Origin of the sequence: Curtobacterium sp. 260 (genome assembly GCF_030803485.1) — a bacterium.
Lineage (GTDB): Bacteria > Actinomycetota > Actinomycetes > Actinomycetales > Microbacteriaceae > Curtobacterium.
The window spans coordinates 60,362-82,828 of the sequence record NZ_JAURUY010000001.1 but is presented as its reverse complement, the minus strand read 5'-3'; the positions used below and the strand labels follow the sequence as shown (position 1 = coordinate 82,828).

Below are 22,467 nucleotides of genomic sequence, written 5' to 3'. Positions count from 1 at the left end.
GGTGTCCGCACGGCCCCGGGGTGTGGGGAACGCGGGTGTTACTTGCTCTCGACCGTGAAGCCCTGGTCCTTGCCGTACTTCACGAGTGCCTTCTGCCAGGCCTCCAGACCGCCCTCGAGCGAGGTGCCGTTCTGGTAGGACTGCCCGACGGTGTCGGCGTAGACGCTGTTCGCGTAGACCTGGTACGGCAGGTAGGTGAAGTCGTTCGCCGAGGACTTCGAGGCGTCGACGAGGACCTTGTTGATCTCCTGGCCACCGAAGTACTCCGGCTTCTCGTCCAGGAACGAGCTCGAGTTCAGGTCAGCGGTCGTCGACGGGAAGCCGCCGGACTGCATGAAGACCTTCGTGGACTCCTCCGACGAGTTCAGCCACTTCAGGAAGCCGGCGGCGAGGGCCGGGTTCTTCGACTGCTTCATGACGACCTGCGAGCTGCCGCCGTTGCTGGCGGTCTGGGCCTGGCCGCCGTCGTAGGTCGGCATCGGGGCGACGCGCCAGTCACCCTCGGCGTCCGGCACGCTGGCCATCAGGTTGCCGGGCATCCAGGCGCCGGTGACCATCGTGGCGATCTGGCCGTTGCCGAGCTGCTTGTACCAGTCGTCGGTCCAGCCGGTGGTCTTCGACAGCAGGCCCTGCTCGACGAGCTGGTCCCAGGTCTTCGCCCACTTCTGCGTGCCGGCGTCGTGCAGGTCGATGGTGATCTTGTCGCCGTCGGTCGTGAACGGGGTGCCACCGGCCTGGGCGATCATGCTCGTGGTGAAGCCGGCGTCGCCGGAGTCCGCCGCGATGTACTTCGACGAGTCCGCCTCGTGCAGCTTCTTGCCTGCGGCGATGTACTCGTCCCACGTCTTCGGCACCTCGATGCCGTACTCGTCGAAGACCTTCTTGTTGTAGAACAGCGCCATGGGGCCGGAGTCCTGGGGCAGGCCGTAGACCTTGCCGTCCATGGCGACGTTGCTCCAGGTGCCCTTCGAGAACTTGCTCTCGAGGTCGCCGAAGCCGTACGACGACAGGTCGACGAGCGAGTCGGACAGCGCGAACTGCGGCAGCGCGTAGTACTCGACCTGCGCGACGTCGGGAGCACCCGAGCCGGCCTTGATCGTGTTCTGCAGCTTCGTGTACTGGTCGGCACCGGTGCCGGCGTTGACCAGCTTGACCTTGACCTTCGGGTACTGCTTCTCGAACGCGGCGACCTGGTCCTTGGCCGAGGGGGTCCAGGACCAGTAGGTCAGCGTGCCGCCGTCCTTGAGGGCCTTGTCGATGTCGTCCGCCGAGCCGCCGGCGGAGCTGCCGGAGGCGCAGGCGGTCATCGCGATGGCGGCGGTGACGCCGATGGCGAGGGCGCTGAGCCCGCGCCGGAGACGCTTGTTCATGGGTTGCCTTCCACTTCTTCGTGATCTGGGGCTGGGGTGGTGCTGCTGTGTCCCGGTCGGGAGGCGCGTGGCGGGCTGCCGGCGCGCCTCCCGTCCGGTGGGTCAGGCCTTGACGGAACCGGCCGCGAGGCCGGACTGCCAGAAGCGCTGGAGGAAGAGGAACGCGACCACGATCGGGATGATCGTGAGGAGCGATCCGGTGACGACGAGGTTGTAGATCGGCTGCGCGCCGGAGCCGGTGGCCTGGGCGTTCCACTGGTTGAGGCCGACCGTGAGCGGGTACCACTTCGGGTCGCTCAGCATGATGAGCGGCAGGAAGTAGTTGTTCCAGGTGGCGACGACCGCGAAGAGCAGGACGGTGACGACACCGGGCGTGAGGAGCTTCAGCGCGATGGTGAAGAAGATCCGGAACTCGCCGGCGCCGTCCATGCGGGCGGCCTCGATGAGCTCGGTCGGGATCGCGTCGATCGCGTAGGTCCAGATGAGGTACATGCCGAACGGGCTGATGAGCGACGGCAGGATGATCGCCCAGGGGGTGTTCGTCAGGCCGAACTGCGAGAAGAGCAGGAAGGTCGGGACGGCGAGGGCGGTGCCGGGGACGGCGATCGCCCCGAGGACGACGGCGAAGACCGCGCGACGGCCGGGGAACTGGAACTTCGCCATGCCGTAGCCGGCGACCGTGGCGAGCAGGGTCGCGCCACCGGCACCGACGACCACGTACAGCAGCGTGTTGCCGAGCCACTGCAGGAAGATGCCGTCGTTGTAGGTCAGGGTGTCGACGATGTTCTGCCAGAGGTTGAAGTCGCCGCCGAACCACAGGCCGAACGTCGACAGCAGGGACGCCTGGGTCTTGGTGCTGTTCACCAGCAGGTAGAACAGCGGTGCGAACGAGTAGACGACGAAGACGACCATCACGGCGGTCAGGAGACCGGAGCGCTTCACCTTGCGTCCGTCGACCGGCTTGCCGGCGCGGCGCGACCGGGAGGCGCGGGTCGCCCGGTCCCCCGGGTCGCGCTGGGTGGTGGTCGCCTCGGTGACCGTGGCCGGGCTGGTCGCGCCGGCGGCGGGCTGCTGCAGGGTGCTCATCGGTTCTCCTGGCGGGTTCCGCGGACCTGGACGACGTAGGCGATCACGGCGGTGATGACACCCATGACGATGGCGACGGTGGCGGAGTAGTTGAACTGCTGACCGCTGAAGGACAGCGAGTAGGCGTACATGTTCGGGGTGAAGGCGCTGCCGATGACGTTCGGCGCGAGCGTCTTCAGCAGGTTCGGCTCGTTGAAGAGCTGGAAGCTGCCGATGATCGAGAAGATCGTCGCGATGACCATCGGGCCGCGCAGGGCGGGCAGCTTGATCGAGAAGACGGTGCGCAGCGGGCCGGCGCCGTCGAGCTCGGCAGCCTCGTAGAGCTCACCGGGCACGACGCGCAGGGCGGCGTAGAAGATCAGCATGTTGTAGCCGAGGAACTCCCACGTGACCACGTTGCCGATCGACGTGAGGACCCAGGTCGGGCTGAACGGCTGGAGCAGGTCGATGCCGAGCGCGCTGTTCGCGGCGCCGGTGAGACCGAACTGGTTGCCGTAGATGAAGCCCCAGATGAGGGCGGCGACCACGCCGGGCACGGCGTACGGCAGGAACACGGCGATGCGGAAGAACCCGGTACCCCAGAGCCGTGCACTGTCGAGCGCGAGGGCCGCCACGAGCGCGAGGCCGAGCATGATCGGGACCTGCACGACCAGGAAGAGTGCGACGCGACCGAGGCCCTCCCAGAACTGGGCGTCCTGGAACAGCTGCACGTAGTTGGCGAACCACACGAACTGGTTGCCACCGATGAGCTGGTCGCGGAACAGGCTGAGCCAGAGCGCGTAGCCGATCGGCACGATGAGCATCGCCACGAGGACGACGACGAAGGGGCCGACGAACAGCCAGCCGGTGTACCGCCCCCGGACCTTCGGGCGGCGAGCGGTCGGCCGCGCCGGCGGTGCCGCCTCGGCCGGGCGCGCTGCGAGCGTGCTCATGTGACTCCCTTGTCTGCTGCGTTCGGGTTCCGGACCGGGCACCTGACGGCGCCTACGGGTCGTGCCCTGCCTGCGCTGGCACGGATCCGGAGGACGTCGATGTTGACGTCAACATCGAACGACGTCACCGTAGCATGGCAACGTCAACATGCACTAGCGTTCGGGGAAGTCGAACGGAGGGAACAGCGTTGTCGACCGATCTGACCGCACCGCGCCGTGCGCCGTCGCTGGCCGCCGTGGCCGACGCCGCCGGCGTATCGATGCAGACCGTGTCGCGCGTTGCCCGTGGCTTCGACAACGTCAGCCCGGACACCCGGGACCGGGTCCAGCGCGCCATGGACGACCTCGGCTACCGGCCGAACCGTGCGGCGCGTGCGCTGCGGTCCGGGCGCTTCCGGACCATCGGCGTGATCATGTTCACGCTCGCGTCGTTCGGCAACATGCGCACGCTCGAGGCCATCTCGGCTGCTGCGGCCGCCGCGGACTTCACCATCACCCTGCTTCCCATGGCGTCGCGCACCGGCGAGGGCGTCCGCACCGCGCTCTCCCGGCTGCACGAGCAGGCGGTCGACGGCGTCGTGATCGTCATCGAGTCGCACATCATCGACACCGCCGAGGTCGTGCTGCCGAGCGGTGTCCCGCTCGTGGTCGTCGACTCCGCGGGCACGACCGACCGGCCCTCCATCGACATCGACCAGGCCGAGGGCGCACGGCTCGCCACGCAGCACCTGCTCGACCTCGGGCACGAGACCGTCTGGCACGTCGCCGGGCCCGCCGCCTCGTACTCCGCGGAACGCCGCCTCGTCGCGTGGCGCGAGACGCTCGAGCACGCGGGCCGCAGGGTCCCCCGGGTCCTCCCCGCAGGGTGGTCGACGGCCGACGGGCACCGCGCCGGGCAGGAGATCGCGGCGCGGCCCGAGATCACCGCCGTCTTCGCGGTGAACGACCAGACCGCGCTCGGGGTCCTCCGGGCGGCGCACGAGGCCGGTCGATCGGTGCCGGAGAGCCTCAGCGTGGTCGGCTTCGACGACTTCCCCGAGTCGGAGTCGTTCTGGCCGCCGTTGACCACCGTGCACCAGTCCTTCGACGAGGTCGGGCGGCGGGCGGTCGCGACGCTGCTGGCGCAGATCGAGGGCACCCCCGTCCGCACGTCGACCGACCTCGTGCCGGTGCGCCTGGTCGAACGGGCGAGCACGGCACCGCCGCCGCGGGCCTAGGCGCCCGCGGCGGGTCAGGCGCTCGCCCGCGCACTCCCACGGGTCGGGAGCACACTGGGCAGCATGACCACCTTCAGCTCCGTCACCGTGCTCGGCGCCGGCGTCCTCGGCACCCAGATCGCCCTCCAGACCGCCCGACACGGCATCCCCGTCGTCGTGTACGACATCAGCGAGGACGCGGTCGCCGCCGGTCGTGAGCGACTCGCGGGCATCGTCGAGCAGTACCTCGGCGACGTCGGGCAGGACGCCCGACCGGACGCCGACGCCGCCGTCGCGCGGATCACCTTCGACACCGACCTCGCCCGGGCCGTCGGTGGGGCCGAGCTCGTCGTCGAGGCGGTCCCCGAGCGACTCGAGACCAAGCGCGAGGTCTACGGCCGGCTCGCCGAGGTGGCGTCGGCGGAGACCGTCTTCGCGACGAACTCGTCGACCCTGCTGCCGAGCGCGATCGCAGACGCGACCGGCCGCCCGGACCGCTTCCTCGCGCTGCACTTCGCCAACCACGTCTGGCGGCAGAACACCGCCGAGGTGATGGGGACCGAGCAGACCGACCCCGAGGTGTTCGAGCGCGTCGCGACGTTCGCCGAGGAGATCGGCATGGTCCCGATCCGCCTGCACAAGGAGCAGCCGGGCTACGTGCTCAACTCCCTGCTCGTGCCGCTCCTCGACGCCGCCGCGGGCCTGGTGCTCCGCGGGGTGGCCGACCCCGCCACGATCGACACCACGTGGCAGATCGGGACCGGCAGCCCGGTCGGGCCGTTCCGCATGTACGACGTCATCGGGCTCCGCACCGCGCACGCGGTCGCGAGCGCGTCCCCCGAGCCCGGCGCGCAGGCCTGGGCGGCGTACCTGCAGTCGGAGTACCTCGACCAGGGCAAGTACGGCGTCGAGTCGGGTGAGGGGTTCTACCGCTACCGCTGACGTGAGCACCCCTAGGATCTCGGGATGGAACTCGTCGCCCCCTCCCCCGAGTACCACCCGTCCTTCCGCCGCGCCCTGCAGGAGTGGGACGGTGCCCACCAGGACGGCGCCGGGATCCGGGACGCCGCGGCGCTGCAGGACCGAGCGGGCTTCGAGCAGTGGGTCGACCAGCTCCTGGCCGAGGAGACGACCCCGGCCAGCCCCGACCACGTGACGTGCACCTACCGCTGGATCGTCGAGGGTGACGAGTACCTCGGCAGCATCGCGCTGCGGCACGAGCTCAACGACTTCCTCCGCTCGTACGGCGGGCACGTCGGGTACGGCGTCCGGCCCTCCGCCCGGGGCCGGGGCCTGGCGTCCGCGGCCCTCGCCGAGGTCGTCCGCGCGGCAGCCGAGCGCGGGCTGCCCGAGGTCATGCTGACGTGTGACGCGACGAACCCCGCGTCCCGCCGGGTCATCGAGCACGCCGGCGGCCGGTACGAGCGCAGCGTGGTCGACCCGGACGGGCACACCCTGCTCCACCACTGGATCCGCACGGGTGCGCACGCGCACCCCGACGTCACCGAGGTGGACATCGTCGGCGGCCCCGAACCGCTGACCGTCGGGCTCCGGGACCACGATCCCGCCTGGTCCGCCCGCTACGAGGAGCACCGCGCACGGATCGCCCACGCCCTGGACGGCCAGCACGTCACGATCGAGCACATCGGCTCGACGTCCGTGCCGGGACTCGCCGCGAAGCCGATCGTCGACGTCGCGGTCGCCGTGCCGGACGTCACCGACGAGGCCGCGTACCTCACCCCGCTGCTCGGCGCCGGCTACGAGCTCCGGGTACGCGAGCCCGGGCACCGCCTCGTCCGCACGCCCGAGCGCGACGCGCACGTGCACGTGTACGAGCACGGCGCTGCCGAGCTCGACGACTACCTGCTGCTCCGCGACCAGCTCCGCCGCGACGACACCGACCGGCAGCGGTACGAGGACACCAAGCGTGCGCTGATGGAGCGGTCGTGGGACGACACGAACGCCTACGCCGACGCGAAGACCGCCGTGATCGTGGACATCAGGTGTCGAGCGCGGGCCGCGGTCGTGCGCATCCGTCCGGTGCGGTCGACGGACGCCGCGGCGTGGCAGGCCCTGTACGCCGGCTACCGCGCGTTCTACCGACTGCCGGAGGACACCGAGGCCGTCCGGACCACCTGGCGGTGGGTGTCGACGGGTGCACACGGGCTCACCGGCCTGGTCGCCGAGGACGCCGACGGCCACCTGCTCGGGCTCGCCGACCTCCGGCGGTTCGCCCGCCCGTCATCGGCGACGACCGGCCTGTACCTCGACGACCTGTTCACGGCTCCCGACGCCCGGGGGCGCGGCGTCGCGACGGCACTGCTGCACGAGGCGGCGGCCACCGCCGCTGCCGAGGGCGCGAGCGTCGTCCGCTGGATCACCGCCGAGGACAACGCGACCGCGCGGGCGGTCTACGACCGCGTCGCCGCGGCGACCCCGTGGGTCACCTACGACATGCGGCCGTCCGCGGACTGACCGAGCGGCGGACGGGAGGCTCGCGGCCGGACCGCACCGCGCCTCCCGTCCGGCACGTCCCGGGTCGGGAGGTCCGTGGCGGTACCGCACCGCGCCTCCCGTCCGGCCCGCGCCGGCACGCTCCGGCCCGCGCCGGCCCGCTCCGGCACGAGCGAAGGGCACCGGTCCGCTCGCGCGGGCCGGTGCCCTCCGTGCTCACTCGACGCTCACCGGAGCGCTCGCCGAGGCGTTCGTGCGCCGACGTGGTCGGCGGTCGGGTCAGCCGATCGACACCGCGGTCCAGGAGACCGGGGGCAGCTCGATCGTGATCGTGTCGCCCTCGCGACGGACGGTCTCGTTCGTGCGGAGTCCGACGCGCTCACGGCCCTCGAGGTCGTTCACGGCGTGCACGTCGTCGTCCCAGATGCCCTCGGCGCGGACGTCACCGTCGGCGCCGATGCCGGCCAGGTCGATCGTGACGGTCGTCGACTCGGTCTGGTGACGGTTCACCAGGAAGACCGCTGCCCTGCCGTCCTCGACCGTCGCGGCGGAGTCGACGACGGGGACCTCGCCGTACTTGCCGCCGTCGACCGTGTCACCCGAGGCCTTGACCTGCAGCGACGTGCCGTTCGCGAGCTTCGAGGTGAGCGAGAACGGGAAGAACGTCGTCTGGCGCCAGGCCGGGCCACCGGGCTCGGTCATGATCGGGCCGATGACGTTCACGAGCTGCGCGAGGCTCGCCGACGCGACGCGGTCGGCGTGCCGGAGCAGCGAGATGAGGAGCCCACCGACGACGACGGCGTCCGCGACGGTGTAGACGTCCTCGAGCAGGCGCGGCGCGACCGGCCAGTCCTGCAGCTCGAAGGTCTTCTGCTGCTCGTTCCACTTGCTGATCGACCAGACGTTCCACTCGTCGAACGAGATGTCGATGCGCTTGTCCGACTTCTTGTGCGCCTTGACGTGGTCCGCCGCGGTGGTGACGGTGTCGATGAAGTGGTCCATGTTGACGCCCGAGGCGAGGAACGTCGACATGTCGCCGTCCTCCTCGTAGTAGGCGTGCGCCGAGATGTAGTCGACGTCGTCGTAGGTGTGCTCGAGGACCGTGCGCTCCCACTCGCCGAACGTCGGCATCGAGGCGCCGGACGAACCGCAGGCGACCAGCTCGAGGTCGGGCTGGATCTGTCGCATGGCCTTCGCGGTCATGGCGGCGAGCTTGCCGTAGTCCTCGGCGTTCTTGTGGCCGAGCTGCCACGGGCCGTCCATCTCGTTGCCGAGGCACCACATCTTGATCGCGAAGGGCTCCTGGCGGCCGTTCGAGCGGCGGTACTCGCTGAGCGCGGTGCCGGCGTCGATGTTCGCGTACTCGAGGAGCTCGATGGCCTCCTGCGTGCCGCGGGTGCCGAGGTTCACGGCGAGCATGAGCTCGGAGTCGACCGCGTCGAGCCAGTGCTGGAACTCGTGCAGGCCGACCTCGTTGGTCTCGGTCGAGTGCCAGGCGAGGTCGAGGCGACGGGGGCGCTGCTCGACGGGCCCGACGCCGTCCTCCCACTTGTAGCCGGAGACGAAGTTGCCACCGGGGTAGCGGATGGCGGAGACGTTCAGCTCCTTGACGAGGTCGATGACGTCCTTGCGGAAGCCGTGCTCGTCGGCGGTCTCGTGTGCCGGCTCGTGGATGCCGTCGTAGACGTGGCGCCCGAGGTGCTCGACGAACCCACCGAACAGGCGACGGCGCACCGGCCCCACGGTGAACGCGGCGTCGAGGACGAGGTGTGTGCGAGGCATGGATCTCCTTTGATCAGCGTGGGGGCTCGTGGTGCGACGTGATCGGCCCGGAACGAAAGTGAGCGCTCACGTCCCCATGAACGCTAGCGGGTTCCGGGCGGATGGGGAAGCGGGGACGCGCCCCGGTCGTGACCTTCACGAAAGGGGTGGCGCACCCCCGGACCTGCCGCTACTGTGAGCGCTCACGGAGCAACGACCGCTCCGCTCGGCCCGTCCCGATGGAGTGATGCCATGCCGATCCGACCAGCCGTACCCACCCCGCAGTCCCGCGGCGGTGCCTTCACCCGCAGGACCCTGCTCGCCGGTGCAGCCGCCGGCGCCGCGGTCCTCCCCCTCGCCGCGTGCTCGAGCCCGCTGGCCGCCGGCGTCGCCGGTGCCCCGCTGAACCCCGAGACCCTCGTCTTCTGGAACCTCTTCGGCGGTGGCGACGGTGTCCGCATGCAGACGATGGAGGCCGGCTACGCGAAGCAGCACGGCGGGCCGTCCTCGCTGCAGGCGACGACGTTCGCCTGGGGCAACCCGTACTACTCGAAGGTCACACTGGCCACCGTCGGGAACAAGCCGCCGGACGTCGCGATCGCTCACCTGACCCGTGCGAAGCCGCTCTGGGACGGCGGGCTGCTCGACCCGATCACCGAGGACGACCTGGCGAGCGTCGGCCTGAGCGCCAGCGACTTCAACCAGAAGGCCTGGACCGCGCAGAAGACCGACGGCAAGAACATCTGCGTGCCGCTCGACACGCACCCCTTCGTGCTCTTCTACAACGTTGACGTGTGCCAGAAGGCCGGGCTCATCGACTCCGACGGCAACCTGAAGGACCTCAACGGGCTCGAGAACTTCGAGGCCGCGCTGGCCGCCGTCGCGAAGGTCACCGGCGGCACCGCGCTCAACGTCGCGAACGTCAGCGAGGTCGCGACCCCGTGGCGCTTCTTCTGGTCGATGTACAACCAGATCGACGGCGCGACGCCGTTCATCAGCGACGGGGGCGCGAAGCTCACCGTCAACGAGGACGCGTACACGAAGGTCACCGACATGACCCAGAAGTGGGTGAAGGAGGGCTGGCTGAACAAGGGGCTCGACTACGCCACCGCCCAGACGCTGATGTTCACGGGCAAGGCTGGCTTCTTCATGCAGGGCGAGTGGGAGATCAGCACCGCGCAGTCCATCAAGGGGCTGAAGTTCGGCATGGTCCCCGTCCCGCAGCTGTTCGACGAGCCGGCGACGCAGGCCGACTCGCACACGTTCATCCTGCCGCGGAAGGACCGGACGCCCGAGCAGCGCAAGGCGCACATGCTCTTCATCAAGCAGATGCTCGAGCAGAGCCTGACCTGGGCCGAGGGCGGGCACGTCCCCGCGTACATGCCCACGTTCGACAGCACCGCGTTCAAGGACCTGAAGCCGCAGTCCAACTACGCATCGGCAGCCGAGTCCGCCGTCTTCGACGATCCCGCCTGGTACGGCGGATCGGGCTCGACCTTCGAGAACACCGTCGGCGCCCAGCTCGCACTGGTGCAGCAGGGCAGCAGCTCGCCCGCCCAGGCGCTCTCGGCCATCAAGGACCAGCTCGCCACCTACCTCAACACCCCGAGCCCGCTGTGACCGGGCAGGCCTCCCCGACGACCGACGTGAACACCGCGCGAAAGGCACGATGACGTGACCGCTGCACCAGTTCTCACCCGACCCACGGACGCCGCCGCGGTCACCCGTGGCACGCGCCCCCGCGTGAACTCCACCAACCGGGGACAGGGCCGCACCGGCTGGCTCTTCCTCGCGCCCTTCGGCCTGTTCTACCTGGCCTTCCTGCTCGGTCCGACGGTCTGGATGATCGTCACGAGCTTCTTCAACACCTCGACCGTCCGCACCGGACTCGGCAGCTTCGCGGGCTTCGCGAACTACGCCGAGATGCTCGGTCGCGCCGACTTCTGGTCGTCGCTCTGGCACACCCTGCAGTTCACGCTCTACACGACGCCGCCGCTGGTGATCCTGGCCTTCGTCTTCGCCGTGCTGACGAACCGGATGAACCGCGGGCAGTGGTTCTTCCGCCTGGCGTTCTTCCTGCCGTTCATCCTGCCGTCGGCGACGATCTCGCTCATCTGGGTGTTCATCTTCACCCCGGCGACGGGCCTCTTCGCCTCGATCCAGCAGGCGATCGGCCTGACCCCGGGTGCGGGTGTGCTCGCGAGCCCGAACACGGCCATGATCGGCGTCGCGATCGCCACCGTGTGGTGGACCCTCGGCTTCAACTTCGTGCTGTACCTGGCCGGCCTGCAGGAGATCCCCCGCGAGCTGTACGAGGCCGCCGCGGTCGACGGTGCGTCCAGCTGGCAGCAGATCAAGTCGATCACGCTGCCGCTGCTCGGCCGCACGACGACGCTGGTCATCCTGCTGCAGATCATCGCGAGCCTGAAGATCTTCGACCAGGTGTACCTGATGACGAACGGCGGCCCGGGCATCTCGACCCAGGTCTCGCTGCAGCTCATCACCGGCGTCGGCTTCACCGACAACCGTCTCGGCGCCGCGTCCGCCGCGTCGGTGCTCCTGTTCATCGTGATCGTCGCGATCGCGGTCATCCGGCAGCTCGTCGAGCGCGCTGCCGCCAAGCGAGAGATCGGGGCCTGACATGACCGCCACCGAGAGCATCACCACGTCGCGTCCGCGGAAGCTGCGGTCCGGCGTCTCGGCAGCCGCTCCCGCGAACGCGGCGAAGATCGGCGTCTCCGGCAAGGGCTTCAACACCGCCGCCGCGATCATCCTGACGGTGTTCGCGATCATCTGGCTCATCCCGAGCCTGTTCGCCCTGAAGACGTCACTGTCCGACAACGGGGTCGCGGCCCTGGGCGCGAACGCGATCCTGTCGAACTGGAACCCGACGCTGCACTCCTACGCGTCGCTGTTCCGGTCCGGCGACATCTGGAACTGGTACCTCGCCAGCGGCGTGACGAGCCTCGTCACCACGGCGCTGACGGTGCTGTTCGCCTCGATGGCGGCCTTCGCGCTGTCCCGTCTGGCGTTCCGCGGCCGGAACGTCGCGTTCCTGCTCATCATCCTGGGCATCATGATCCCGACGCAGGTCCTGATCATCCCGATCTTCCAGGAGCTCAACGCGGTCAACCTGCTCAACACGTACTGGTCGGTGATCTTCCCGCAGGTGCCGGCCGTGATCGCGGTCTTCATCTTCAAGCAGTTCTTCGACGGCATCCCGAAGGAGCTCGAGGAGGCGGCGCGCATCGACGGTGCGGGCATGTGGAAGATCTACTGGTCGGTGATCATGCCGCTGTCCCGTCCGGTGATCGCCGCGGTCGCGATCCTGACCTTCGTCGGGGTGTGGAACAACCTGCTCCTGCCGCTGTTCGTCCTGTCGAACCCGGACCTCATGACGATCCCGGTCGGGCTCGCCACGGTGCAGGGCAGCTTCGGGCAGCGCTACGCCGACATCCAGGCCGGCGCGATCCTGGCGGCGCTGCCGCTGATCATCCTCTACCTGGTCTTCCAGCGGCAGATCGTGGAGGGCGTGACGGGCTCGGGCCTCAAGGGCTAGACGCTCCGCGTCGACGGACGGGAGGCACGGTGCCAGCTGGCACCGTGCCTCCCGTCCGTCGTGCGCCTGGTCGGACCGGGCGCAGCGACCCTTCCGCACACCGGTGACGCTTCCGCGCTCGGGTGACGCTTCCGCGCTTGGGTGACGCTTCCGCGCAAGGGAGGCCAGAAGGAACGACCTGCCACGCGCGGACCCGCTTCCTACTGCACGCGCGATGGGTCGTTCCGTCGTGTGGGGGCGCAGGTCAGAGCGGGTCGAGCCGCGTCCGCAGCAGGCAGAACTCGTTCCCCTCGGGGTCCTGCAGCACGTGCCAGGACTCCTCGCCGGTCTGCCCGACGTCGGCGGGTCGGGCACCGAGCGCGAGCAGCCGCTCGAGTTCGGCCTCCTGGTCGCGATCGACCGGCGAGAGGTCGAGGTGGAGCCGCAGGGTCTGGGTCGGCGCGTGCTCGACCCGGTTGAGGATGATCGTCGGGGTCGCGCCGCCGAAGCCCGATGCGGGCCCGATCTCGATGCCGTCGTCGTCCTTCCCGAGTTCGACGTAGTCCAGGACCGCGCACCAGAAGCGCGACAACGCCTCGGGGTCGCGGCAGTTCAGCACGAGTTCACTCAGTCGACTGCTCATGCCCGCACGCTACGCGGAGACGGTCAGGCGGGGACGACCTGGCGCGCGTCGTGCTTCCAGAAGCCGGAGAAGGTGATCCGGGTCTTCGGCAGACCGGCACGGTGCAGGTGTCGCCGGCCCTCGGTCGCGAGCCGCGACTCCCCGACCACGAAGGCGTACCCACGGTCGTCGGCGGGCACGTACCGCTGCAGTTCGGCGAGCGCCGCGCGTCCGGGGACGTCGTGCTCGGTGTCCGCCCGGACGATCCACGTCACCGTGACGCCGACCGGGGCGTCGAGCACGCGGACGTCGGCAGCGGTCGGGACCTCCTGGATGATGCGGCCGACGGCGTCGCGCGGCAGCGACGCCGCGATGCCGACCACGGCGGGCAGGCCGGTCTCCTCGGCGGCGACGACGACCTCGCCGGCGTCGTCCGGGCAGTCGAAGATGCAGCCCTGGTCGAGCATCGCGAGCTCGTCACCGGGACGGGCACCGCAGGCCCAGATCGCCGCGCGGCCCTCGGGCTCGCCGTCGGCGTCGCAGTGCACGACGAAGTCGACGTCGAGCTCGCCGACCTCGGGACGGAAGGCCGCGACCGTGTAGTTCGCGCAGTGGGGACGGACGTCCTCGGGGATGGCGAGGAACGACGGCCACCAGCGACGACCGTCCAGGTCGGGCATCCGGAAGGCGTCCTGGTCGGGGCGCGGCACGAACAGGCGGAACCAGTGGTCGAACCCGAGGAACGGGAACTCGTGCAGGTCGTCGCCCGTCACGGTGACCCGCTGCACCGACGGGGTGTGCCGGACGGAGCGGAGCACCCGAGCACGGAAGAGCCGGGGTGCCTCGGGCATGAGCCGCGGGATCTTCGCCATGAAGGGAAGGCTACCCTAAGCTGGCCTGCGTGCCATCCCCCGAAACCGTCCTGACGCCCGACCGGGCTGCCCGGAGCGAGGTCCCGCCGCGTGCCGACGGCGTGCACCGCCGGGCCGTCCGTCGTCGGCTGCTGGTGGTCGTGGCCCTGGTCGTCGCGCTCGTCGTCGCCGCGGTCGCGAGCATGCTCCTCGGGAGCAACCGGCTCGGCGTCGACCAGGTGCTCGCGGGGCTGACGCGCAGCGGGTCGAGCACCGCCGAGGCCGTCGTCTGGGGTTCCCGCATCCCGCGCACCCTGATCGGTGCCGCCGTCGGCGCAGCGCTCGGCATCGCCGGGCTCCTCATGCAGGGCCACACCCGGAACCCGCTCGCCGACCCCGGGCTGTTCGGGGTCTCCTCGGGTGCCGGGCTCGCGGTCGTGCTCGGCGTGTACGTCTTCGGGGTGACGAGCACCGGGGCCACCGTCTGGTTCGCCCTCGTCGGGGCCGTCGTCGCGAGCGTCGTCGTGTTCTCGGTGACCGTCGCCGGCAGCGGCACCGCGAGCCCCGTGCCCCTCGCCCTGGCCGGGGCCGCCGTCTCCGCCCTGCTCGGGGCGATCACGTCGTTCATCGTCCTGACCGACCAGGACTCCCTCGATGCCTACCGCCTGTGGGTGGTCGGGTCGCTCGCCTCCCGGCAGCTCGACGTGCTCGTGGCCGCGGCGCCGTTCCTGCTCGTCGGCGCCGTGCTCGCGGTCTGGAACACCCGCGCCCTCGACGCCCTGGGGCTCGGCGCCGAGCTGGCGAAGGGCCTCGGCGAGAACGTGCTCGTCGCCCGGCTCGTCGGGCTCGGCGGCATCACGCTCCTGGCGGCCGGTGCCACCGCCGCCGCCGGACCGATCGGCTTCGTCGGCCTCACGGTGCCGCACGTCGCCCGCGCCCTGGTCGGGACCGGGCACCGCTGGACGCTCCCCGTGTCGGCACTCGTCGGCGCCGCGCTCGTGCTCGTCGCCGACGTGGTGGGCCGACTGGTCGGCGGGTTCTCCGAGGTCGAGGTCGGCATCGTGCTCGCCGTGCTCGGCGGTCCGGTCTTCGTCGCCGTCGCCCGTCGCCGATCGCTGGTGTCCCTGTGAGCGCCGCCACGGACGGACGGCTCGAGGCCGAGCGGGCGGTGACGACCGGCACGGGCCGTCCGCCCGCCGGTCGCCGTGGTGTCCGGGTCGGCCCGGTCGGACTCGCCTGGCGTCCGCGGGTGCTCGGCTGGACGGTCGGCTCGCTCGCCGTCGCCCTGGCCCTCGTGGTGCTCGGCGTTGCGGTCGGCAGCACGTTCATCGCGCCGGGCACCGTCGTCCGCGCACTGCTCGGCGCCGAGGACGGCCCCGAGGGCTTCATCGTCACCACGCTCCGACTCCCCCGCGTGCTCACCGGCGCCCTGGTCGGCCTGGTGCTCGGGACGGCCGGCGCGCTGACCCAGACGGTGACCCGGAACCCGCTCGGCACGCCGGACATCATCGGTGTGACCTCGGGAGCGAGCGTCGGCGCGGTCGCCGCGATCGTGCTCGGCGGTGGCACCTACTCGGTGTCGGCGATCGTCCTGAGCGGCGGCATCCCGGTGGCGGCGACGATCGGCGCACTCGTCGCCGCGGCAGCCGTGTACGGCCTCGGCTGGCGAGGCGGCGTGCAGAGCTACCGCTTGGTGCTCGTCGGCATCGGGGTGAGCGCGACGCTCGACGCCGTGACCAGCTACCTGCTCGTCCGCGCGAAGATCACCGTCGCCACGGCGGCGTCGCAGTGGCTCGTCGGCAGCCTGTCGAGCACCTCGTGGACGACGGTCTGGCCGCTCCTGCTCGTCGCAGCGGTCTGCGTCCCGATCGCCCTCGCCACCAGCGCCGCGCTCGGCATCGGGCAGCTCGGCGACGAGGTCGCGACCGGCGTCGGACTCGGCGTGCAGCGCCACCGGCTGCTCGTCCTCGCCCTCGCGGTCGTCCTCACCGCCGCCGCCGTCGCCGCCGCCGGACCGATCGGCTTCGTCGCGTTCGTCGTCCCCCAGGTGGCCCTGCGGCTGGCCGGGACGAACCGTCCGCCACTGCTGCTCGCGGGGGCGCTCGGGACGGTCCTCGTCCTCGGCGCCGACCTGCTCGCGCGCTCCGCCTTCCCGTGGCAGGTGCCCGTCGGCATCGTGACCACCGTCGTCGGGGCCCCGTACCTGATCTGGCTCCTCGTCCGCCACCGCAAGGAGATGTCCCGATGACCGCCACCACGACCGACACCCGGACCACGGGCGCACCGGACGCGACCGCCCACCGGAGCGCGGGCGGCGCCTCGACCGGCACCGTGCCTCCCGTCCTCGAGGCCCGCGGACTCTCCGTCGGCTACGACCGCGACCCCGTCCTCCGCGACCTGGACCTGCGGATCGAGCGCGGGACGGTGACGACGTTCCTCGGCGCGAACGGGTGCGGGAAGTCGACGCTCCTCAAGGCGTTCGGTCGCGTGCTGAAGCCACAGTCGGGCGAGGTGCTGCTGGACGGCTCCCCGATCCGCCGGGAGCCGAACCGCGCCGTCGCCCGGCGGCTCGCGATCCTGCCGCAGACGCCGGTGGCTCCCGCCGGCACGAGTGTCCTCGACCTCGTGATGCGCGGACGGAACCCGCACCAGTCGTGGGCGAAGCCGTGGACGGCCGACGACGCCGACGTCGCCGAGCAGGCCATCGCGGCGACCGGACTGACCGACGTCGCGCACCGCGACGTCGCGAGCCTGTCCGGCGGCCAGCGGCAGCGCGCCTGGATCGCGCTCGTGGTGGCGCAGCAGGCGGAGACGCTGCTGCTCGACGAACCGACGACGTACCTCGACCTCGCGCACCAGCTCGACGTGCTCCGGCTCGTGCGGCGCCTGAACCGCGAGCAGGGGTCGACCGTCGTGATGGTGCTGCACGACCTGACGCTCGCGGCGCGGTACTCGGACCGGCTCGTCGTGCTGCACGACGGCGGTGTCGTCGCCGACGGCACGCCGCAGGACGTCCTGACACCCGCCGTGCTGCAGACCGCCTTCGGGCTGCACGCCCGCGTCGTGCCGGACCCGGTCACCGGCGCGCCGATGATCGTGCCCGAAGCGGACGAGCACGAGGCGGACGAGCACGGGGCACCACGCGCCTGACCGCCGCCGGTCCGGGTCCGTGTTCGCGTCCGATGCTGGCGGGTCTCTCAGAGTTAGGTTAGGCTCTCCTAACGTGAAGATCCCCCGCCGCGGCTCCCTGCGCGCCGCCCTCGTGACCTCCGTGGCCGTCTCGGCCCTCCTCCTCACCGGCTGCTCCGGTGCGAACGACGAAGCCGGCTCCGGCGACACCGCGGGCACGGGCTCGGCCGCCTCCGGTCCCTGGTCGTACGAGGACGCCACCGGCGCGACCGTGAAGACCGACAGCACCCCGAAGCGCGTCGTCGTCCTCAACGACGTCGCCATCTCGTTCATCGAGTACGGGCTGCGCCCGGTCGGCACCTTCGGTCAGCTGACGATGGCGAAGGACAAGCGGTTCGCCGACCTCGACACCGACGGCATCACCCAGCTCGGCGAGGCGTACGGCGACATCGACCTCGAGGAGCTCGCGGCCCTGAAGCCCGACCTCGTCGTCACGTCGGTGTACCCGAAGGACGAGCAGGGCACGCTCGACACGACCCAGCCCGGCTACGGCTTCAAGGACAAGGAGCAGCAGCAGCAGGTCGAGGCGATCGCACCCGTCGTCCAGGTGAAGTGGGGCGGCAAGGGCGAGGACGTCATCGAGACCATCGCCGACCTGGCCGAGTCGCTCGGCGCCCCCGAGGCGAAGGTCCAGGCCGCCGAGGACCGCTTCGACGCGGCCGAGGACGAGCTCGAGCAGGCCGCGAAGTCGAGCGACGTCTCCGTCGTGTCGATGTTCGCCGACGGCTCCGGCGCGTACGTCACCCGCCCGACCGACGAACCGAGCCTGCAGATGTACTCGTCGTTCGGTGTCGACTTCGTGGACCCGAAGCCGAAGGGCTTCTACTGGGGCGTCTACTCGTGGGAGAACGCGGGGCAGATCACCGGTGACGTGCTCCTGCTGTCGCAGCAGGGCTACCAGGTCGCGGACCTCGAGAAGCAGCCGACCTTCGCCGACAACGCCGCGCTCGAGGCGGGCCAGGTCCACAGCTGGACCTTCCCGGCGCTCGACTACGCGTCGCAGGCGGACTACATGACGAAGCTCGCGGGCTGGCTCGAGAACAGCAAGAAGGTCTCGTAGCGACCCACGTGCGGACGGAAGGCGCGGTGCCGGCTGGCACCGCGCCTTCCGTCCGTCACGGGGTCGCTCCGCAGCGGACGATCAGCCGGCGGGCAGCGCCGCGTTCACCGCCGTCTGTGCCTGCCGCCACACGTCCGCCCGGGACCCGGCGTAGGTGCCGCCCTGGCCGCTCCCCACGTACCGCAGGTTCGTCTTCCCGCCGTCGGTGTTGCCCTGCCAGTACGCGGTCACCGCCCGCGAGGTCCCGCCGACGAGCCAGATCTGGTCCGCCGCGTCGGTCGTGCCCGTCTTGCCGAACAGCGTCGCCCCGTCGAGGGTCTGCCCACCCGACGCCGTGCCGCCGCGGAACGCACCCTGCATCACCGCGAACGCCTCGGCCGCGACCGACGCCGACACCGCCTGCGTGCAGGACCGCGGCTGCCCACCGAGGGCCGTCCCGTCCGGCCCGGTGACCTGGTCGACGACGACCGGGGCGCAGTACACGCCGCCGTTCGCGATCCCGGCGTAGGCGGCCGCCATCGTCAGCGGTGCGATGCTCGTCGTCCCGAGGATCGCCGCCGGGTTCGCCGGCAGCTCCCCACCCGTCGCCGGGTGGACGCCCAGTCGCGCGGCGGTGTCCCGGATGTCGCAGAGATCGAGCTGCGACGCCATGTCCGCGTAGGCCGCGTTCACCGACTGGGCCGTCGCCGCGCGGACCGAGTACGGCCCGGTCTGCCCCGGCGAGTCGTTCTTCGGGTCGTACGGGGTGTCCAGCGTGACCCGCTGCCCGCACTGCGTCCACGTGGCGCGAGCCTTCCGCGTCCCGTCCACCACCGTGTCGGGGCTCCGGCCGGACTCGAGCCACTGCAGCAGCGTGAACATCTTGTAGGTCGAGCCGACCTGGAACCCCTTCGAGCCGCCGTTCGACTCGTCGGTGGCGTAGTTGAGCGAGGTCGCCGTCGCCGGGGCGTCGGCCGACCGGTCGAAGTCCTTGTTCTGCGCCATCGTCAGCACGCGACCGGTGCCCGCCTCGACGGTGTCGAGCGTCGCACCGAGGGCGAGCCGGCTGTCGGCCGCCGGGTCGTGCAGGGCGAGCAGGTCCTTCTGCTGGGTGTTGAGGTCGAGGTCGAGGGTGGTCTGCACCCGGTACCCGCCCGTGCGCCACGCGGCGGCGCGGGCACCGGGGTCGGCGCCGAGCTGCGGCAGCTCCTTCGCCACCTGTTCGGCGTACGCGCAGAAGAACTCCGCGCCGCGCACCGCCGACTCGCACCCCTGCTGCGGCGCCGTGAGGCGGACGTAGTCGGCCGGACGGGACGCGAGCGCCGTCGCGAGGTCCGCGTCGCCCAGGTGCCCCTGCTCGTGCATCGAGCGGAGGATGACGTCCCGCCGCGCCTGGTTGTCGTCGTGGTGCTCGGGCGTCGACAGGTCGCGGCGCTCGGGCCACTGCACGATGGCGATCAGCGACGCGGCCTCGGCCGGGGTCAGGTCGGAGGCGTCCTTGCCGTAGTACCGCTGCGAGGCTGCCTGCACACCGTAGGTCTGGTCGCCGAAGTACGCGATGTTCAGGTAGGCGGCGAGGATCTCGTCCTTCGAGTACTCCTTCGCGAGTCCGATCGCCAGCTTCACCTCGGCGAGCTTGCGCTCCGGGCTCTTCTTCGTCGCCTCGCGGTAGCCGGCCTCGCGCTCCTCGGCGGTCGGCAGTTCGCTCGCCTGCTGCATCTTGATGTTCCGCACGAGCTGCATCGTGATGGTCGAGCCACCGGACCCGCCCTGCCCGCCGGAGGCGATGACGCTCGCGACCGACCGCACCAGGCTCGTCGGGTCGACACCGCCCGTCTCGCGGAAGCGCTTGTCCTCGCCGTCGATCGCGGCGTGCTCGAGGGTGTCGCTGATCTGGTCGAGCGACAGCTCCTGGCGGTTCTGGTCCCACACGTCGACCAGGTGCACGGGCTGTCCGCCCTGGTTCGCCCAGATCTCGTTGCGCTCGGGCAGGTCGCCGATCTCGATGTACTCCGGCATCGAGTCGAACAGGTCGATCGCCGAGGTCGTCCCCACGCCGGCCACCGCGAGCACCGGTGTCACCCCGACCCCGACCAGCAGCCCCGCCAGCACGCTGCCGCCCACGAAGCCCAGGGCTGCCCCGGTCGCACGTCGCATCGCCATGTCTCCCCCTCGTCGTCCCGCCCCCGTCGTCCGGAGGCATCGGGTGACCCTCCCAATGCTGTTCGGACGTCTGCCCGGGGTTCCCCGGGCAGAACCGGCACGACCGCTGGGAAAGGACCGAATCGGTACGGATCGTTACCGCAGGGGCTCCCGCCGTCATCGTCCCGTGACCCGACCGTGACCGCGTCGTGACCGTGTGCTCGTCGGTACCCTCGGGGGATGGGGACCGGACGGTGGCACGAGGACGTGCTGGGGGCCGCGTTCGAGCGCCTCGAGCTCCCGCTCGGCGAGGACGGTGAGGGACCGGTCGTCGCGACCCTGGTCCGGCGCCGGCGGTCACCGAACGACCTGCTGCTGCACGCCCGCGGCCCCCTGCACGGCGTGGACGTGCTGTACGTGCACGGCTGGTCCGACTACTTCTTCCAGGTGGAGCTGGCGGAGCACCTCGAGCGGCTCGGGGCGCGCTTCCACGCCCTCGACCTGCGGAAGTACGGCCGGAGCCTCCGCCCGCACCAGACGCCCGGGTTCGTCGACGACCTGGCCGTGTACGACGAGGACATCGGCGCCGCCCTCGACGCGATCGCCGCCGAGCACCACGGCGGTCCGCGCCGACGACTCGTCCCCATGGGGCACTCCACCGGCGGACTGACCCTGGCGCTCTGGGCCGCGCGGCACCCCGACCTCGTCGACGGCCTCGTGCTGAACAGCCCGTGGCTCGAGTTCCAGGCGAGTGCACTCGGCCGGGCGATCGTCACGCCGGTGATCAAGCTCGGAGCGAAGCGGAACCCGCTCGCGCCGATGCCCGCGGTCGATCCGGGCTTCTCCACCCGCACGGTGTCCGCCACGGGCGAGGGGTCGTGGACCTACGACCAGCGCTGGCGGCCCGAACGGGGCTTCGCCCTGCACCCCGGGTGGCTCGCCGCGGTGTTCGCCGGGCAGGAACGGGTCGCGCAAGGGCTCGGCATCGCGGTGCCGACCCTCGTGCTGCTCAGCGACAAGAGCATGCTGCAGCCGCGGTGGGACGACGCGATGACGCGCGCCGACGTCGCGCTCAACGTGGACGTGGTCGCGCACCGGGCCCTGTCGCTCGGCGCCGAGGTGACCGTCCGGCGCCTGCACGGGGCCCTGCACGACGTGGTGCTCTCCGCACCCGAGGTCCGCGACCAGGTGTGGGACGTGCTCGGGCGCTGGGCCACGACGCTCCCGCGCTGAGCACCGCCCTGCGGGTGTCCGTCAGACGATCCGCTGCACCGCCAGTCGGGTCGCCGCGGCGACCAGGGCGTCCGACGGCTCCGCGTCCGCCCGCTCGTGCGCCGTGAACACGACGAGCACGACGGGATCCCGGCCCGGCGGCCGGACGACGGCGATGTCGTTGCGCACCCCGTACGAGGCGGTCCCGGTCTTGTCCGCGACCGACCAGCCCCCGGGGACCCCCGCCCGGATCGTGCCGTCGCCGGTGGTCGTCCCCGCCATCGACGACCGCAGCAGCTCGCGGTCCCCGGCGTCGAGCGCGTCGCCGACGAGCACCGCCCGCAGGTCGCTCGCCGACTGCGCCGGGGTCGTCGTGTCCCGCGGGTCACCCGGGACCGCCGTGTTGAGGTCGGGCTCGACGCGGTCCACCCGGGTCACGTCGTCCCCGATCCCCCGCAGCCACCGCGACACCCCGCCCACCCCGCCGAGCCGCTCCACGAGCAGGTTCGCAGCCGTGTTGTCGCTCTCGCGCACCGCCGCGTCGACGAGCGCCCGGACCGTCATGCCCTCGTCGACGTGCCGGCTCGTGACGGGTGCGTACTCGAGCAGGTCGCCCCGTCCGTAGTGCACGACCTCGTCGAGGTCCTCGCCGCTCGACGCGTCGAGGACCGCCGCGGCGATGAACGCCTTGTTCGTCGAGGCGAAGGCGAACCGCTCGTCGGCCCGGTACCCGACGCTGCTGCCGTCCGCCGTGTCGATCGCGACGACGCCGATCCGGGCGTCGTCCCGCTCCTCGAGCGCGGCGAACGCGCGGGACGTCGCCGCGTCCGCGGTCGCGGTCGGTGTCGGTGTCGGTACCGGCGTCGTGGTCGCCGTCGGAGCACCGCCCGCCGTGCCCGAGGGGTCGCCACCACCACTGCCGCTGCACCCGGCGAGCGTCAGCGCGGCCACCGCCGCGATCGTGGCCAGGGTCGTCCTCGTCGTCCGCACGCGGACGAGCATGCCGACCCCGCCCGCGATCCACCTGCACGTCGCGTCCCGCCGTGCGAGCGACGCGGCCACGGTCGGACGGGAG

19 protein-coding genes are annotated in these 22,467 nt (G+C 71.3%); 11 read left to right on the top strand and 8 right to left on the bottom strand.

Translation table 11 applies throughout. The annotated features are described in order from the left end of the window. Positions 1-38: 38 nt before the first annotated feature. The 3 genes from J2X59_RS00360 to J2X59_RS00350 form a co-directional block, all read right to left on the bottom strand. Positions 39-1,370: an ABC transporter substrate-binding protein gene (locus tag J2X59_RS00360; RefSeq protein WP_326495308.1), complete on the bottom strand. Its 1,332-nt coding sequence runs from the start codon at positions 1,368-1,370 to the stop codon at positions 39-41. Between the two features lie 102 nt (positions 1,371-1,472). Then, positions 1,473-2,456: a carbohydrate ABC transporter permease gene (locus J2X59_RS00355; protein ID WP_066655680.1), complete on the bottom strand. Its 984-nt coding sequence runs from the start codon at positions 2,454-2,456 to the stop codon at positions 1,473-1,475. Further along, positions 2,453-3,388 (bottom strand): carbohydrate ABC transporter permease, encoded by a 936-nt coding sequence (locus J2X59_RS00350; RefSeq protein WP_066655681.1) that lies wholly within the window; start codon positions 3,386-3,388, stop codon positions 2,453-2,455. The genes J2X59_RS00355 and J2X59_RS00350 overlap by 4 nt, the downstream gene beginning before the upstream one ends. A gap of 188 nt (positions 3,389-3,576) precedes the next feature. Between J2X59_RS00350 and J2X59_RS00345 the strand changes: the two genes are divergently transcribed. From J2X59_RS00345 to J2X59_RS00335, 3 genes are all read left to right on the top strand, one after another. Next, complete coding sequence (locus J2X59_RS00345; RefSeq protein ID WP_326495307.1) at positions 3,577-4,605, top strand: LacI family DNA-binding transcriptional regulator; 1,029 nt, start codon at positions 3,577-3,579, stop codon at positions 4,603-4,605. 63 nt (positions 4,606-4,668) lie between these two features. Beyond that, a complete protein-coding gene (locus J2X59_RS00340) occupies positions 4,669-5,526 on the top strand; it encodes a 3-hydroxyacyl-CoA dehydrogenase (RefSeq protein ID WP_066655686.1) in 858 nt (285 codons plus the stop codon). Between the two features lie 24 nt (positions 5,527-5,550). Further along, positions 5,551-7,059 carry a GNAT family N-acetyltransferase gene (locus tag J2X59_RS00335; RefSeq protein ID WP_326495306.1) on the top strand — a complete coding sequence of 503 codons (1,509 nt, stop codon included), beginning with the start codon at positions 5,551-5,553 and terminating at the stop codon, positions 7,057-7,059. A gap of 258 nt (positions 7,060-7,317) precedes the next feature. Here the strand turns inward: J2X59_RS00335 and arfA are convergent, their stop codons facing one another. Further along, on the bottom strand, positions 7,318-8,820 hold the full coding sequence (gene arfA, locus J2X59_RS00330; RefSeq protein ID WP_209685681.1) for an arabinosylfuranosidase ArfA: 1,503 nt from the start codon (positions 8,818-8,820) through the stop codon (positions 7,318-7,320). A gap of 231 nt (positions 8,821-9,051) precedes the next feature. On the opposite strand from arfA, the gene J2X59_RS00325 reads away from it, so the two are divergent. The 3 genes from J2X59_RS00325 (at position 9,052) to J2X59_RS00315 (ending at position 12,358) form a co-directional block, all read left to right on the top strand. Further along, entirely contained in the window at positions 9,052-10,419 is a 1,368-nt protein-coding gene (locus J2X59_RS00325) for an extracellular solute-binding protein (protein WP_326495305.1), read from the top strand. Positions 10,420-10,542: 123 nt separating this feature from the next. Next, on the top strand, positions 10,543-11,439 hold the full coding sequence (locus tag J2X59_RS00320) for a carbohydrate ABC transporter permease (RefSeq protein WP_066655692.1): 897 nt from the start codon (positions 10,543-10,545) through the stop codon (positions 11,437-11,439). A 1-nt stretch (position 11,440) separates the two neighbouring features. Beyond that, positions 11,441-12,358: a carbohydrate ABC transporter permease gene (locus J2X59_RS00315; RefSeq protein ID WP_066655694.1), complete on the top strand. Its 918-nt coding sequence runs from the start codon at positions 11,441-11,443 to the stop codon at positions 12,356-12,358. Positions 12,359-12,602: 244 nt separating this feature from the next. On the opposite strand, the gene J2X59_RS00310 is transcribed toward J2X59_RS00315, so the two are convergent. Further along, entirely contained in the window at positions 12,603-12,980 is a 378-nt protein-coding gene (locus J2X59_RS00310; RefSeq protein ID WP_066655697.1) for a VOC family protein, read from the bottom strand. A 23-nt stretch (positions 12,981-13,003) separates the two neighbouring features. Beyond that, positions 13,004-13,831 (bottom strand): siderophore-interacting protein, encoded by an 828-nt coding sequence (locus tag J2X59_RS00305; RefSeq protein WP_066655700.1) that lies wholly within the window; start codon positions 13,829-13,831, stop codon positions 13,004-13,006. A 29-nt stretch (positions 13,832-13,860) separates the two neighbouring features. On the opposite strand from J2X59_RS00305, the gene J2X59_RS00300 reads away from it, so the two are divergent. From J2X59_RS00300 to J2X59_RS00285, 4 genes are all read left to right on the top strand, one after another. Beyond that, entirely contained in the window at positions 13,861-14,940 is a 1,080-nt protein-coding gene (locus tag J2X59_RS00300; protein ID WP_326495304.1) for a FecCD family ABC transporter permease, read from the top strand. Continuing rightward, positions 14,937-16,058, top strand: a complete 1,122-nt coding sequence (locus J2X59_RS00295) for a FecCD family ABC transporter permease (RefSeq protein WP_326495303.1) — start codon at positions 14,937-14,939, stop codon at positions 16,056-16,058. The genes J2X59_RS00300 and J2X59_RS00295 overlap by 4 nt, the downstream gene beginning before the upstream one ends. Next, the gene (locus tag J2X59_RS00290) at positions 16,055-16,960 is read left to right on the top strand and encodes an ABC transporter ATP-binding protein (RefSeq protein ID WP_326495302.1); all 906 of its coding nucleotides are present in this window, start codon (positions 16,055-16,057) and stop codon (positions 16,958-16,960) included. Before J2X59_RS00295 ends, J2X59_RS00290 begins: the two co-directional genes overlap by 4 nt. A 73-nt stretch (positions 16,961-17,033) precedes the next feature. Further along, complete coding sequence (locus J2X59_RS00285; protein ID WP_326495301.1) at positions 17,034-18,059, top strand: ABC transporter substrate-binding protein; 1,026 nt, start codon at positions 17,034-17,036, stop codon at positions 18,057-18,059. Positions 18,060-18,140: 81 nt separating this feature from the next. Here J2X59_RS00285 and J2X59_RS00280 read toward each other — a convergent pair whose 3' ends face one another. After that, on the bottom strand, positions 18,141-20,201 hold the full coding sequence (locus J2X59_RS00280; protein ID WP_326495300.1) for a transglycosylase domain-containing protein: 2,061 nt from the start codon (positions 20,199-20,201) through the stop codon (positions 18,141-18,143). Positions 20,202-20,420: 219 nt separating this feature from the next. Here J2X59_RS00280 and J2X59_RS00275 point away from each other — a divergent pair, with 219 nt between their 5' ends. Continuing rightward, positions 20,421-21,413 carry an alpha/beta hydrolase gene (locus J2X59_RS00275; RefSeq protein WP_326495299.1) on the top strand — a complete coding sequence of 331 codons (993 nt, stop codon included), beginning with the start codon at positions 20,421-20,423 and terminating at the stop codon, positions 21,411-21,413. A gap of 21 nt (positions 21,414-21,434) precedes the next feature. Here J2X59_RS00275 and bla read toward each other — a convergent pair whose 3' ends face one another. After that, positions 21,435-22,394, bottom strand: a complete 960-nt coding sequence (gene bla, locus J2X59_RS00270; RefSeq protein ID WP_442781406.1) for a class A beta-lactamase — start codon at positions 22,392-22,394, stop codon at positions 21,435-21,437. Between the last annotated feature and the right edge of the window lie 73 nt (positions 22,395-22,467).